The organism is Corynebacterium vitaeruminis, assembly GCF_001054325.1.
GTDB classification, from domain to species: domain Bacteria; phylum Actinomycetota; class Actinomycetes; order Mycobacteriales; family Mycobacteriaceae; genus Corynebacterium; species Corynebacterium vitaeruminis_A.
The window spans coordinates 16,935-29,414 of record NZ_JVVM01000016.1 but is presented as its reverse complement, the minus strand read 5'-3'; the positions used below and the strand labels follow the sequence as shown (position 1 = coordinate 29,414).

General features: G+C 59.4%; 13 protein-coding genes. 6 read left to right on the top strand and 7 right to left on the bottom strand.

Going from position 1 to position 12,480, the window contains the following annotated elements:
* Positions 1 to 42: 42 nt before the first annotated feature.
* The 3 genes from rfbB to rfbA all read left to right on the top strand — a co-directional run bounded on the left by rfbB (position 43) and on the right by rfbA (position 3,206).
* Positions 43 to 1,035: a dTDP-glucose 4,6-dehydratase gene (gene rfbB, locus ADA16_RS03695; protein ID WP_048759304.1), complete on the top strand. Its 993-nt coding sequence runs from the start codon at positions 43 to 45 to the stop codon at positions 1,033 to 1,035.
* 585 nt (positions 1,036 to 1,620) lie between these two features.
* Positions 1,621 to 2,310, top strand: coding sequence for a dTDP-4-dehydrorhamnose 3,5-epimerase family protein (locus ADA16_RS03690; RefSeq protein ID WP_048759303.1), 690 nt, complete (start codon positions 1,621 to 1,623; stop codon positions 2,308 to 2,310).
* 20 nt (positions 2,311 to 2,330) lie between these two features.
* A complete protein-coding gene (rfbA, locus tag ADA16_RS03685) occupies positions 2,331 to 3,206 on the top strand; it encodes a glucose-1-phosphate thymidylyltransferase RfbA (RefSeq protein ID WP_048759301.1) in 876 nt (291 codons plus the stop codon).
* On the opposite strand, the gene ADA16_RS03680 is transcribed toward rfbA, so the two are convergent.
* Complete coding sequence (locus tag ADA16_RS03680; protein ID WP_048759299.1) at positions 3,203 to 3,496, bottom strand: hypothetical protein; 294 nt, start codon at positions 3,494 to 3,496, stop codon at positions 3,203 to 3,205. The genes rfbA and ADA16_RS03680 overlap by 4 nt on opposite strands.
* A 193-nt stretch (positions 3,497 to 3,689) precedes the next feature.
* On the opposite strand from ADA16_RS03680, the gene ADA16_RS03675 reads away from it, so the two are divergent.
* Positions 3,690 to 4,091, top strand: a complete 402-nt coding sequence (locus tag ADA16_RS03675) for a DUF4229 domain-containing protein (protein ID WP_048759298.1) — start codon at positions 3,690 to 3,692, stop codon at positions 4,089 to 4,091.
* Positions 4,092 to 4,100: 9 nt separating this feature from the next.
* On the opposite strand, the gene ADA16_RS03670 is transcribed toward ADA16_RS03675, so the two are convergent.
* The 3 genes from ADA16_RS03670 to menE form a co-directional block, all read right to left on the bottom strand.
* A complete protein-coding gene (locus ADA16_RS03670; protein WP_048759296.1) occupies positions 4,101 to 5,270 on the bottom strand; it encodes an alpha/beta fold hydrolase in 1,170 nt (389 codons plus the stop codon).
* A 9-nt stretch (positions 5,271 to 5,279) separates the two neighbouring features.
* Positions 5,280 to 6,176: a 1,4-dihydroxy-2-naphthoate polyprenyltransferase gene (locus ADA16_RS03665; protein WP_048759291.1), complete on the bottom strand. Its 897-nt coding sequence runs from the start codon at positions 6,174 to 6,176 to the stop codon at positions 5,280 to 5,282.
* Between the two features lie 78 nt (positions 6,177 to 6,254).
* Positions 6,255 to 7,403, bottom strand: coding sequence for an o-succinylbenzoate--CoA ligase (gene menE / locus ADA16_RS03660; protein ID WP_048759290.1), 1,149 nt, complete (start codon positions 7,401 to 7,403; stop codon positions 6,255 to 6,257).
* Between the two features lie 101 nt (positions 7,404 to 7,504).
* On the opposite strand from menE, the gene msrA reads away from it, so the two are divergent.
* The gene (msrA, locus tag ADA16_RS03655; RefSeq protein WP_048759288.1) at positions 7,505 to 8,161 is read left to right on the top strand and encodes a peptide-methionine (S)-S-oxide reductase MsrA; all 657 of its coding nucleotides are present in this window, start codon (positions 7,505 to 7,507) and stop codon (positions 8,159 to 8,161) included.
* A 99-nt stretch (positions 8,162 to 8,260) separates the two neighbouring features.
* Positions 8,261 to 9,442, top strand: a complete 1,182-nt coding sequence (locus ADA16_RS03650; protein ID WP_048759286.1) for a membrane protein — start codon at positions 8,261 to 8,263, stop codon at positions 9,440 to 9,442.
* A 23-nt stretch (positions 9,443 to 9,465) separates the two neighbouring features.
* Here the strand turns inward: ADA16_RS03650 and ADA16_RS03645 are convergent, their stop codons facing one another.
* The 3 genes from ADA16_RS03645 to ADA16_RS03635 all read right to left on the bottom strand — a co-directional run bounded on the left by ADA16_RS03645 (position 9,466) and on the right by ADA16_RS03635 (position 12,475).
* On the bottom strand, positions 9,466 to 10,899 hold the full coding sequence (locus ADA16_RS03645; protein ID WP_048759284.1) for a hypothetical protein: 1,434 nt from the start codon (positions 10,897 to 10,899) through the stop codon (positions 9,466 to 9,468).
* A complete protein-coding gene (locus tag ADA16_RS03640) occupies positions 10,896 to 11,651 on the bottom strand; it encodes an ABC transporter ATP-binding protein (RefSeq protein WP_048759282.1) in 756 nt (251 codons plus the stop codon). The genes ADA16_RS03645 and ADA16_RS03640 overlap by 4 nt, the downstream gene beginning before the upstream one ends.
* A 116-nt stretch (positions 11,652 to 11,767) precedes the next feature.
* Positions 11,768 to 12,475, bottom strand: a complete 708-nt coding sequence (locus ADA16_RS03635) for a response regulator (RefSeq protein ID WP_048759280.1) — start codon at positions 12,473 to 12,475, stop codon at positions 11,768 to 11,770.
* Between the last annotated feature and the right edge of the window lie 5 nt (positions 12,476 to 12,480).

The window sequence follows — 12,480 nt, the reverse complement described above, 5'->3', positions numbered from 1 at the left end:
CACGTACAAGCCGGCATCGCCGGGTGAACTAGAATCGCTTCCATGCGCGTTCTCGTCACCGGTGGTGCCGGCTTTATTGGTTCCAACTTTGTTCTCCGCACTCTGGCTACACGGCCCGATGTGAATGTCACGGTACTTGACGCTTTCACCTATGCCGCGAACCCAGCGAGCTTGGAAGGCACGGACTGTGAGATCATCCGCGGCGATGTTCGTGACGCGGAGCTGATCGATCGCCTCGTGCCCCGCTTCGATGCCGTCGTCCACTTCGCCGCCGAGAGCCACAACGACAACTCGCTGGTGAATGCCGATCCATTTGTCACCACCAATGTGCTGGGCACCGTGAATCTGGCGAAGGCCTGCGCCACCCACGATGTTCGCCTCCACCACATCTCCACTGATGAGGTCTTCGGCGATCTTGCTCTCGACGATCCAGCACGCTTTACGACGGCCACCGCGTACAAACCCTCTAGCCCCTATTCGGCCTCTAAGGCTTCTGCGGACCACTTTGTCCGGGCGTGGGTGCGTAGCTTTGGGCTGGCTGCGACGATTAGTAACTGCTCGAACAACTACGGTCCTAGGCAGCATCCGGAGAAGCTGATTCCCCGGCAGATTTGTGGTCTGCTCCGTGGGCGCAGGCCTCGCGTGTACGGCACCGGTGAAAATGTTCGGGACTGGATTCACGTCGATGACCACAACGATGCGGTCTGGATAATCCTGGATTCCGGTGAGGTGGGGGAGACCTACCTCATTGGTGCCGATGGTGAGCGTTCCAACCTCGACGTGGTCGGTGACATCTTGGAGGGCTTCGGTCGCGCGCGCACTGACTTCGTTCATGTCACTGACCGCCCGGGGCATGACCGTCGTTATGCGATTGATCCTGCATCCATCCGCAGCCTTGGCTGGCAGCCGCGTTATCAGGACTTTTCGGCAGGCCTCGCCGAGACCATCGACTGGTATCGCGCCAACGAGTCCTGGTGGGCCGTGGCCTACGATGCCGCTGAGACTGGCTACGCTGAGCGCGAGCAGGAGTTGTAGTTCTGGCTGGGCTGGTTTGGGTTGGTTGGGCTGGTTTTGGGTTGGTTGGGCTCTGCCTAGCCAGCACCCCGGTTACCTGGTGCACCCCGGTTACTTGGTACGCCCCAGTTACTTGGTACGCCCTATGCGTCACTTCAGCCACGCCCTGCAATATAGTTCCCATGCGCACCAGGTAAAGGGCTCAAAACAGGCCCAAAATACCCAGACTCGCATGTTTGGTGGCATTTTCGGGCTTTTGGGTGAATCTGACCTGGGAGTTTCTAATCTGAAGCCCACCAAACATGCGAGTCTGCGTCAAAACACCCCTTGTGAATGGCGTTAAACGTTGTTTTCGTATTCAGGATTAACAAATAAGCCTCAAATTCGGGCCATTTTTCCCTAAGGTCTCGATTTGTGTGGGCTTCAGATTAGAAACTCCCAGGTCAAGAAGTGTGGGTTCACTTAAAAGGACACACAAATCGAGACCTTAGGGCAACAACCCCCGCATGAATGCCGTTAAACGCTAATTTCGGCTCGGCGACTACCCAGCCCATACCCAACCCACCACCAGTCCGAACCCGTCCCTCGCGTCTACACTTGTTACCCATGAGCCCTAAGAGCACATTCCAGCCCACTTCCATCGATGGCGTTTTCACCTTCGAGCCGGTCATCCACGGCGACAGCCGCGGTAGTTTCCACGAGTGGTATCGCCTCGACGCATTCGGCGAGGCCACGGGCTACCCGTTCTTTCCGGAGCAGGCCAACATGAGTGTCTCCGCGGCGGGTGTTGTCCGTGGCCTTCACTTCGCAGACGTCAGTACCGCGCTAGATGGTCACCCCGGCCAGGCGAAGCTGGTCACCTGTCCCGCGGGCCACATCCTCGACATTGCGGTTGATCTGCGTCGCGGCTCGGATACCTTCGGCAAGGTTGAGGTCTTCGAGCTCGACAGCAAGACCCGCCGCGTGGTCTATCTGCCCAACGGCATCGGTCATGGTTTCGTTTCGCTTGCCGACGACTCCGTGCTCACCTACCTCACTTCCACCGGCTACAACCCGGAGGCTGAGCGTGCTGTCAGTATCCAGGACCCGACTCTCGGAATTGACCTGGCCGCACTGCTGGCCAAGGGGGGTCTCATCGAAGCGGACATGATTCTCTCCGAGCGCGATCAGAAAGCTCCGACCATCGAGCAGTTCGAGGCGCAGGGCAATAAGCTCCCCAGTGAGTTTGACTGCAAGGACCTTGAGAACATGGCTCGCGACGAGTGGGCCATCGCCAACGAAGCGGCTGGGCAGTAAGGCAGAAAGGCGCGAGCACTATGAAGGGAATCATCCTCGCAGGTGGCACGGGTTCTCGGCTGTTTCCAATCACGCTTGGTGTCAGCAAGCAGCTGGTTCCCGTCTATGACAAGCCGATGATTTATTACCCGCTGAGCACACTGATGCTCGCGGGAATCAGGGACATCCTCGTCATCACCACGCCACATGATGCCCCGCAGTTTGAGCGCTTGCTTGGCGACGGCTCGCAGTGGGGCCTCAACCTCACCTTTGCCACCCAAGATGAGCCTCGTGGTCTCGCAGAAGCGTTCATCATCGGCGCGGATCACATCGGCGATGACTCCGTTGCGCTCATCCTCGGTGACAATATTTTCTACGGCGCCGGCCTGGGCACGCAGCTGCGTCGCTTCCATGACGTCGATGGCGGAGCAATCTTCGCCTACTGGGTCGCAGATCCCACCGCCTATGGAGTAGTGGACTTCGACCAAAGCGGCAAGGCCGTGGCGATTCAGGAGAAGCCGAAGAAACCTCGCAGCCACTTCGCGGTGCCGGGTTTGTACTTTTATGACGCCGATGTTGTTGAAATAGCTCGCTCGCTGGAACCGTCGTCACGCGGCGAATTGGAAATCACGGATGTTAACCGCGCCTACTTGGAGCGCGGAAAACTACGGGTAGAGGTGCTGCCGCGCGGCACGGCGTGGCTGGATACGGGCACGGTGGACAATCTGATGGCCGCGGGTGATTTCGTGCGCACGATTGAGCAGCGCCAGGGTTTAAAGATTGGTTCGCCGGAAGAGGTGGCGTGGCGCATGGGATTCATCGACGATGCAGCGCTTAGCGTGCGTGCCGATGCCCTCAGCGCCAGCGGCTACGGGGAGTACCTGCAGCAGTTGTTGCTGCGCGGTAAGGACGTTTAGTCGGTTTCGCCGGAATCATCGGGGCTATTGGGCACGTCGCCCTGGTTGCCTTGGTCGCGCTGCTCGCGTTCGCGACGTTCCTGTAGCTCTTGCTCACGCTTGCGGCGATCGAATTCGGCCTTCTTGAGCTTCCAGAGGAACTCCGGATCATCGTCGGGAGCGAGTGGACGGGGTTCCGGTTGCGGAGCAGAAATACGTCGCATGCCGTTGCCGCGACTGCCGGGGCCAAATGCTTTCCACAGCATGACTACGACAAGGATGATGAACAGCAGCAGAATGAGCCGACCCATGTAATAGCTAACCTCCTGGATTTACCGACTAGAATACGCAACGAGTCCCGTAGTGCCCACGAGGGGTATCGCACCGCAGGCGGTACGGCGTACAGAGCTCGTTAGGGTACAAAGGAACGTTGGACACTAACAGCCATGGGGCGCTAACAACGTCGGGCGCAGCACAGGCGTAACACGTAGAGGTGAGGGTTTAATGACCAATCCAGCAGAGCAGGACAAGTTGGCTTCTGAGGCTGAAGGGGAGTCGACTCCGGCTCCGGCTTCGACTAGAGAAGCTTCGAAGCCATCAACTCCTGGCTCCAAGAATGCTGGTCGCGGCAATGCCATGAAGGGTCTGTTCTGGTACGGCCTTGCTCGTCTGCTGCTGTTCCTGGTGCTTTTCTTCATTCTGCTCGCCATCATTTACTTCGTAAACGTGCGGATTCCGGCGGCAATTACGGCTGTGTTTGCGCTGATTATTTCGATGCCGCTGTCGGTTTTTGTGTTCCCGAAGCTGCGCGTCCAGGCCAATGAATCGGTTGCCGTGTGGTCGGAGAATCGCCGCGCACACAAGGAATACATCGCGCAGCAGATTAAGGACCGCGAGGAAAACTAGCGCTCTGCTCTAGCTGCTTTCCTGCACCTTTTCCAGCACCCGCTCGATTGCCCGGTTCACCGCATCCGGCGCTTCCAGCGGCAACATGTGGCCGGCACCGTCGACTTCCACCAGTTCGGCGTCCGGCCACTTTTCCATAATGAGGTCTGCTTGCTTGCGGGGAGTGACATCGTCCTTCGTGCCCACCAGCACCGCTCCCGGTAACCCCGCCAAGTAAGGTCCGGCAGCGAACTCGTCATGGTCCTGCAGGTCATCGAGGTAGCCTACGAAAGTCTCCAGCGGTGTCTCATTAATCATGGCCGCATGGAATTCGATGATTTCGTAGTCCGTGCGCCGGGCGAACACGGCGACTGCCAACGACGGCGCCATCAATGCTGCGATTGCCTCGCGGAACTTGCGAATCTCCTTCGGCGAGGACTCAATCGCATTGCGTGCCGCATCCGCTACCGGGGAAGCGAGAATCTGCGGTACCCCCTGGGCGGCAAGCTTGTCGATGGACGTGGAAATCAACACCACACCCGCTATCCGACAGCGAATGCTTTCCTCGGCAGCCCGCGCCATGTGCAGTGCAATCAAACCGCCGAGCGAATGCCCAACCACGATGAGTTTTCCGGTCGCGGCACGCTCCGCAATCACGGCTAGCGCATCGGCCGCAGCACCCTCGACCGTACAGAGTGAAGCCGGAACCGCACCGGTCTGGCCGTGGCCGCGTAGATCCATAGTCAACAGGTGTGCTTCCGGGTGTGACTTCCGCAGCGCGTTGAACTGCCGGTACCAGGACTCGCCAGCCAGGGTGAAGCCGTGGATAAAGACGATGGTCACGGGGTCGTTGGCGGGGTTTTCAGGCTCAACCTCATACCAGTGCACCGGAATATCGGTGGTGACAGTATCCGGTTTGTCACTGGCCTCCCGCTCATCATCCTTGGCCGCAATGTCGGCTGTGACCGGTGTGGTCTTGATATCTACTACACCGGTGGCCGTAAGATCAGTCAGGCCCGGTTCACGGGTCTGTGAATGCAGCGCGCCGTGCTCCAGTGCCAGTCGTCGACGTCCCGAACTGGTCAAACGCAGAGCAGCGCTGCGGACGAAAGCTGGAGCCTTGGCTGCTGTGTCACCTATTCGGGTTGTAGCCTTCTGGACGTCGTCAAGCGTCTTGTGCGTCAGTGCGCGGAAGTCCATCGGTACTCCTTAGCTGAGTGCAAGTGCCAGCGCCGTGATGACGGACCACGCGAGCATCATCTTGCCGGTAAGCCCCAGTACCGGGATGAGTGCCTTGCCCTTCTTATGCATGCGGATCGGCTCGGAGGCCTTCACCCACAGCGGCACGATGAGTAGACCCACCAACGCCCACGGATGCCAGAAAGCGATAAAAATGCTGGCCAGGGCAGGCATGATGGCGAGAATCTGCCAGACGATGCGGGTGCGGAAGTCGCCTAGGCGAACCGCCAGGGTGATCTTGCCGGTAGCGGCGTCGGTGGGGATGTCGCGCAAGTTGTTCGCCAGGTTTACGGCAGAGGACACCGAACCGATACCAATTGCGCAGGCCAAGCCGACCCAGGACAGCGAGCCAGTCTGAGTGAACTCTGTGCCAAGCACCGCGACGAGACCGAAGAAAACGAAAACCGAGACCTCGCCAAGACCGCGATAACCGTAAGGATTTTTACCGCCGGTGTAGAACCACGCCGCCGCGATGCACAGCGCGCCAACCAGAATGAGCCACCACGCGCTCATCAAAGACAGCGCCACACCGGCAAGACCCGCGACACCAAAGGCGCCGAATGCCGCGTACTTCACAACCTTCGGCTCCACCAGCCCAGAACCAGTCAGGCGCAGCGGGCCTGAGCGGTCATCGTCAGTGCCGCGGATGCCGTCGGAATAGTCGTTGGCGAAGTTCACGCCCACAATCAGCGCCCACGCGACAATCAGCGCGAGCACCGCACGCCCCCAAATAATCGGCGCGTGTGCCGATGCCGCTCCGACACCGACTATGACCGGCGCAAACGCATTCGCCCAGGTATGGGGGCGCGCGCCTTCCAGCCAATCGCTTAACGACGCCGTTGCAGGACTCTTTGGTGCTTCAGACATGAATTAATAATAGGACGTGACACCAAATGCCTTGAACTAACGCGGGTTCGAGTGGCTTAAAGGCTGGAAGGCAAAAGATTAAAAGAGCGCCGCGACTTTCTTCCGGTCGACCTTGCCCGGCCCAATCAGCGGCAGAGCATCCACGCGTCGCAGGTCCTTGGGAATCATCCAGTGATTGATTCGCCCGGCATCTTCGGCATCGCCGAGGCCGTCCATAATATCGCCGAGCTCCGCGGTACCTTCATACGCTGCGACAATGGCGTGACCGAGCCGTGGGTGTGGCACGCCCACCACGCAGGCTCCCGTAACGCCGTCGATGGCGAGCAGTTCACGTTCGAGGACTTCGGGATGCAGCTTCAACCCGCCGGAGTCGATAATGGTGTCCAATCGTCCCGTGATGACGAGTCGGCCATCGCGGATCTCGCCCGCATCGGAGGTGGCGAACCAATCTGGTTTATGGAAAGCCTCGTGACCGGGCGCGTTGCGGTAACCGTGTGCAATCATCGGTCCGCCCAGCCAAACGCGATCATTTTCGATGGCGACCTGTGCACCCTCGATGGGCTGTCCGTCATAGACGCAGCCGCCGGCTGTCTCGGAGGAACCGTAGGTGGTTACAACATTGATGCCGAGCTCCTCCGCGCGCGCTGCTACCTGCGGGTTCAAGGCCGCGCCGCCGACGAGGACGGCGTCGAAACGGCGCAAGGCGGCCGCACCAAAGGGTTCTTCCATGGCCTTGGCCAGCTGCATAGGAGCCAGTGAAGTGTAAGCGCGGTCGGCGGTGAGGGCCTCGGCGCCGTCGGCGAATGCGGCTACATCAAAACCGTCTGTCACATCCACGCACAGCGGATCCGTGCCCGCGAGCAGAGATCGAATGAGAACCTGCAGGCCAGCGATATGGTAGGCCGGCATCGCCAGCAGCCACTGTCCTTCACCGCCGAGCCACTGATGTGTAGCGGCAGCAGAGGAGACCAAGTTCTCCACCGTCAGCTGTGCACCCTTCGGTGTGCCGGTGGAACCGGAGGTGCCGACAACAAGTGCGATGGAATCATCAATCGGCTCACCTGCGCGTTGCGAGTTCCGCAAGATTGAGGCGCGCGTGCCGTCGTGAAGCGGAACGGGAAGCAAGGAGACCTCGCCGTCCAGCGCGGCGCGGAGGTCGGGCAGGATGGCGGTCGGGTCGTGGGGATTGACGGAAAGCAGACTGAGCGTACGCACAACCCAAACCATAGCCGGAGTTGTGCCGTAACTTCTGGTGACAGGAACGGAACAATCGATGCCTCGGACGCGTTGCGCAGACATAGGCAGTCATAGATAGAAAGGCATCGAAGATGGGTTGGTTTTTTGGCAGGTCAGCGGAGCTGGTGCCGGAAGGTGAGGCGCTGAAGGGCGGCTCGCACCCGGTGCTGGAAAACCCGAAGCCGCATGCGGTGCTCGGCACGCCGATTACCGGCCCATGGGAGGATGGCCAGGAGGTCGTCTACATCGGTATTGGCTGCTACTGGGGTGCTGAGAAGCTGTTTTGGGAAACACCGGGTGTGCTCAGCACGTCGGTCGGGTTCGCCGGTGGCGTGACGCCAAATCCTACTTACCGCGAATCCTGCACCGGACGGACCAACCACACCGAGATTGTGGAGGTCGTCTACGACCCGGAGCAGATTAGCTTCGACCAGCTGATCGCGAAGGCCTTCGAGGCCCACGACCCCACGCAGGGCTACCGTCAGGGTAATGACGTCGGCACGCAGTACCGTTCCGCGATTTACACGACGACGCCCGAGCAAGCGCGCCGGGCGCAGGAAATCGCCGATGCGTACGCGCCGAAGCTTGCCGACGCTGGCCTGGGCCCCATCACCACGGAGATTAAGCCACTCGCTGAGACTCCGGCAGGGGAGTACTACCGAGCCGAGGACGAGCACCAGCAGTACTTGTTTAAGAATCCGAATGGCTACTGCCCGGTGCATTCAACCGGCGTGGCCTGCGGGATTTAAAGGCGAAGCTTTTTAGAACGGTCAGCCGCGATTAGTAAAACTCACTGAGAAAAGTAAGGTGGTTATATCAATCAGATAGTCGAATAGGAGTGAACCCTTGTGGTGAAGCAAGTACTGCGCGTTGCATTCGCTTTCGTCGGCGTAGTCGTCGGCGCGGGCTTTGCGACTGGTCAGGAAATCATGCAATACTTCGTCGCCTTTGGCATCAATGGTGTCTGGGGTGCCGTTCTCTCAGCGGTGATCATGAGCCTGATGGCAATGATTATTCTGCAGCTCGGAAGCTATTTCCAGGCCACCGAACACGGCGAAGTTTTCCGACGCGTATCGCATCCAATCTTCTCGCGCGTACTGGACATCGGTGTGATTATCACGCTCTTCGCCACCGGGTTCGTCATGTTCGCCGGTGAGGGTGCCAATATGGAGCAGCAGTGGGGCATCCCTGTTTGGATCGGTGCCGTGATGATGGTGCTGGTGACCATTGGAGCCGGTTTCCTCGATGTTGACCGCGTGACCACCGTGATTGGTTCCATCACGCCGTTTATCGTCGGCTTTATCCTGCTGGCCAGTATTTATACGCTGGCGTTTACCGATGCCACCCCGGCCGCGGAGCAGGCAGCTGCCATCGCAGAAGTCCCGACTACTCTGCCGAACTGGGTTGTCGCCGCAGTGAACTATGTCGGTTTTAACCTGATGGTTGCGGTCTCCATGGCAATCGTTATTGGCGGCAACCTGTTCAATCCCCGTGCCGCAGGTGCCGGTGGTTTCGTTGGCGGTTTGGTGTACTCCGCAATGCTGCTGATTACCACCACCACGCTGTTCCACACTGTTGGTACCGTCGCCACCGACGCTGTGCCGATGCTCACCGTCATCAACCGCCTGCATCCGTGGCTGGGGCAAGCCATGGCCGTGGTGATCCTTGGCATGATTTTCAACACGGCACTTGGCATGTTTTATGCGCTGGGTCGCCGCGTCACCGCAAATCACCCGGAAAAGTTCAAGATCGTTTACGTCGGTCTGGTTCTGCTCGGTTTCGCCTTGAGTTTCATGGGCTTCCAGAATCTGATTGGTTGGGTCTACCCAATCCTGGGCTACATCGGACTGCTGCTCATTACCGTTATGGTCATTGCTTGGCTGCGCGGTCGTGAGCGCATCAGTGAAGAGACTTCTCGCCGTAAGCGCATCTTCCGTCTGGTCCGCCGTGGTCGGAAGAAGGAAGCTCGCGAGGAAATCGAAGACTCCAACCTCAGCGTCGAAGAAGTTCGCGAGGCTATCGAGGAGTAGGGGCGGTGTTCTTGGCTCCGCTGTCAGTCTTGGGATCGGATCGCCTTCAATGATGTCGCCCGCGCCCAGGCCACGAACGCCACAATCGCAATGGCGGATGCCAGAACCATCAGCGGCCACCGCTCGGGGTAATCACGGACCACCCAGGTCCATCCCCATTCTGAGGTCCACCACAGTGGTGAGGCACTGAGGACATCACCGCCAACCATCACCGCCCAACCGCCGAGCGCGACCGAGGCAAAAATTGCAGCCGCCACGCTTCGACGCGCGATTAAGCCGGTCACGGCCACAATCATTGCGGCCACAAGAGGTGCAACGATTGCCTGATACGGCCAGGGGTTAGTGCCGGTCTGGCTATTGGTCTCGCCGCCTGCGCTACTGATGATTACCGCAACCACGAGCACTGGTACGAGAAACGCCATATCCAAGGCAAACAGTCGGAGCGTGATGCTCCCCCGCGAGCGTCGATACATCAGCGCTGGCCAGGCATCAGCTTGCGAGGTCCACGTCATGATGGCGACCACGGTTGCGGCCGTCGGCACGCAGACGAAACTCAGTAGCCCCAGCGCATAATCCGGGGACCACACCACACGCACGACTGCAAGGCCGGCAAGCATTAGCGCTGCGAGGCTCCACCAGGTGCGCCAGGGCAAGGTCGCGCTCATGCCATGGCTTAACGACGAAGCGCTGCGCTCCCGGCCCGTCGGCAAGCTGAGGGTCTTTCCGTGTGCCAGCAATGCGATGGCAAAGAAGCCCAGTCCGAGGAGCAAGTGCAGCAGCGCTGGTGGCAGGATGGCGATGTTCCAGATCTCGCTGTTTGCGGGAGCCGTGATGGAATTGGCCTGCACGCCGTGGATGGGCAGTGTCGGACGAATGGCCCAGGTCCACGGGCGAAGTAGCCAGGACGGACTCATGGCATCCAGTGTTCCTGCGATGGCCCAAGCGATGGCTGTGAGTGGGGCGAGGAAGAGAGCTGAGCGGGGTATGAGGTGCCATAGGGCAAGACCGAATGTCCAGAACACGAAGAATGACAACGTGCTAAAGAGCGTGAATTGCAATGCGTTGGTCATGCTTCTCGCAAGGAGCGCAGCCATTAAGGCGTGACCGAGGGCCGCGGAGGCAATGACAGTAGCGGTGCGCGCAAGGAGCACTCGAATGCTCGAAATATTGCGCCAGATTAGGCCGCCGTGGCGGAGCTTTTCTTCACGGTTTTGGCCAATGACGGCCGTAATCGTCGCTAGCGGAGGAAGCAGAATCAGCGAATAGATGTGGGCGCTTGCCATGGGGGTGGCGTCAACACCTGTAGAAAAGACCATGCTGACCAAAGCGATTGCCACCATGATGGCGGGCAGAAACATGGTGAGTGACCACTTCGCCTGCAGTAGCTCGGCGCGGAAGTAGTGGCGCGTAGGAACAGCGTGCGTGTTAAGAGTGCGTGTGTGCGGTTGAGCGCTCATCGGTCAACACCTACTGCGGTGAAGAAAGCCTGCTCGAGGGATTGACCAGCAGCCGCAAAGCCAGTCAGCGGGCCTTCGTAGACCAGCCGGCCACCAGCAAGGACGCCAAGGTGGTCAACGCTCTTTTCGACCTCTCCGAGTTGATGGGAGGACACCACGACGGCCTTGCCACTAGCGGCGAGATTTCGCAACAAGGTGCGCAGGCCCACGATAGCTTCCGGATCGAGGCCGTTGGTGGGCTCGTCGAGAAGCACAATATCGGGGTCGGTGAGCAGAGCCATCGCCAGCGAGAGACGAACCTTCATGCCGGTGGAGAATGCACGCGCGCGCTTGTTGCCCGAGTGCAGGCCGACCATGTCCAGGACCTCGGCGATACGGTGCTTATCCGTGCCGGTCAAATGTGCGTGCACTTTGAGGTTGTCGGTGGCCGAGAGTTGTGGGTAGAACGCCGGGCCATTGATGGAGGCGCCGATGTGGTCTAGGTCTTCAATTGACCACGGGTGTCCCGCGATGCTGATTTCACCGGAGTAGGGAATAAGCCCAAGCACCGTGCTCATCAGCGTGGACTTACCGGCGCCGTTGAGACCCAAAAGTCCGTAGACCTCACCGGCACGAACGCTCATGTCGAGACCGTTCAGGACCGGTTCGTTCTTGCCGTAGGAGACAGTGATGCCGCGCAGCTGAAGAAGGGCAGCGGCGGCATCTGCGGAATGGCCTGAGGTAGGGCCTGAAGTAGGGATTGGTGCGGTCATGCCTTAAGTAGTAGGCATGGCCGGTTCGGTTCGCGCCCTCCTTAAGGATGAGTTGGCGGAAATATCCTCCCTAGGGAGGAGGCGCTAGCGAGGGTGACGGCACCAGTGAAGAGAATCTAAAGCATTCCGTTTTTCGCAGCCCAAATGACAAGATTCACACGACTGCGTGAGCCCGTCTTGGTCAACAGGGCTTTCACATGGGTTTTCACGGTCGTCGTGGCGACCACCAACCTGCGAGCGATCTCATCATTGGAAAGCCCTTGGCAGACGAGGTCCAAAATCTCCTGTTCGCGGGGTGTGAACTGGGGTCCTGCGTCGGTGGGGTCTGAGCTAGAGCCACTGGCCGAGGATGCGCTTGCTGGCTGCTCGAAAAGGGTTGTACGCGGTGAAACGTGTCGCAACACCATCGGTGTCACCTTCGGATCGATGACTCCTTCACCACGGTGGATGCGCATGATGGCTGAAAGTAGCTCGCGGGGATCGGAGTCTTTGAGTAAAAAGCCTGCGGCACCAGCCTCTAAAGCTCCGAGTACAAGGGATTCTTCGCGGAAAGTGGTCAGTACCAGGACTTTCGGAGCGGATGCGCGAGTCGCGCCTCCGGACGATTCCCCTCGCACGATCTGCCGCGTGGTCTCGATACCGTCCATCACAGGCATGCGAATGTCCATGACGACCACATCCGAGCCGGAGGCAAGGCGCACAGCCTCGGCGCCGTCGCCCACGGCACCAATGACTTTCATCTGTGGGTGGGCATCAATAAGTTGCGCAAAAGACTGTCGAATCAGCGCTTGATCTTCAGCGACTAAAACTCGAATTACACCCATTGCTC

Excerpts from the sequence above, each read along its gene's own strand:
- ADA16_RS03640 (WP_048759282.1), bottom strand. The coding sequence starts at position 11,651 with ATGACCGCACCAATCCCTACTTCAGGCCCTACCTCAGGCCATTCCGCA.
- ADA16_RS03680 (WP_048759299.1), bottom strand. The coding sequence starts at position 3,496 with ATGGGTCGGCTCATTCTGCTGCTGTTCATCATCCTTGTCGTAGTCATG.
- ADA16_RS03690 (WP_048759303.1), top strand. The coding sequence starts at position 1,621 with ATGAGCCCTAAGAGCACATTCCAGCCCACTTCCATCGATGGCGTTTTC.
- ADA16_RS03665 (WP_048759291.1), bottom strand. The coding sequence starts at position 6,176 with ATGTCTGAAGCACCAAAGAGTCCTGCAACGGCGTCGTTAAGCGATTGG.
- ADA16_RS03645 (WP_048759284.1), bottom strand. The coding sequence starts at position 10,899 with ATGAGCGCTCAACCGCACACACGCACTCTTAACACGCACGCTGTTCCT.
- ADA16_RS03670 (WP_048759296.1), bottom strand. The coding sequence starts at position 5,270 with ATGGACTTCCGCGCACTGACGCACAAGACGCTTGACGACGTCCAGAAG.
- menE (WP_048759290.1), bottom strand. The coding sequence starts at position 7,403 with ATGGTTTGGGTTGTGCGTACGCTCAGTCTGCTTTCCGTCAATCCCCAC.
- rfbA (WP_048759301.1), top strand. The coding sequence starts at position 2,331 with ATGAAGGGAATCATCCTCGCAGGTGGCACGGGTTCTCGGCTGTTTCCA.
- ADA16_RS03675 (WP_048759298.1), top strand. The coding sequence starts at position 3,690 with ATGACCAATCCAGCAGAGCAGGACAAGTTGGCTTCTGAGGCTGAAGGG.
- ADA16_RS03635 (WP_048759280.1), bottom strand. The coding sequence starts at position 12,475 with ATGGGTGTAATTCGAGTTTTAGTCGCTGAAGATCAAGCGCTGATTCGA.
- msrA (WP_048759288.1), top strand. The coding sequence starts at position 7,505 with ATGGGTTGGTTTTTTGGCAGGTCAGCGGAGCTGGTGCCGGAAGGTGAG.
- rfbB (WP_048759304.1), top strand. The coding sequence starts at position 43 with ATGCGCGTTCTCGTCACCGGTGGTGCCGGCTTTATTGGTTCCAACTTT.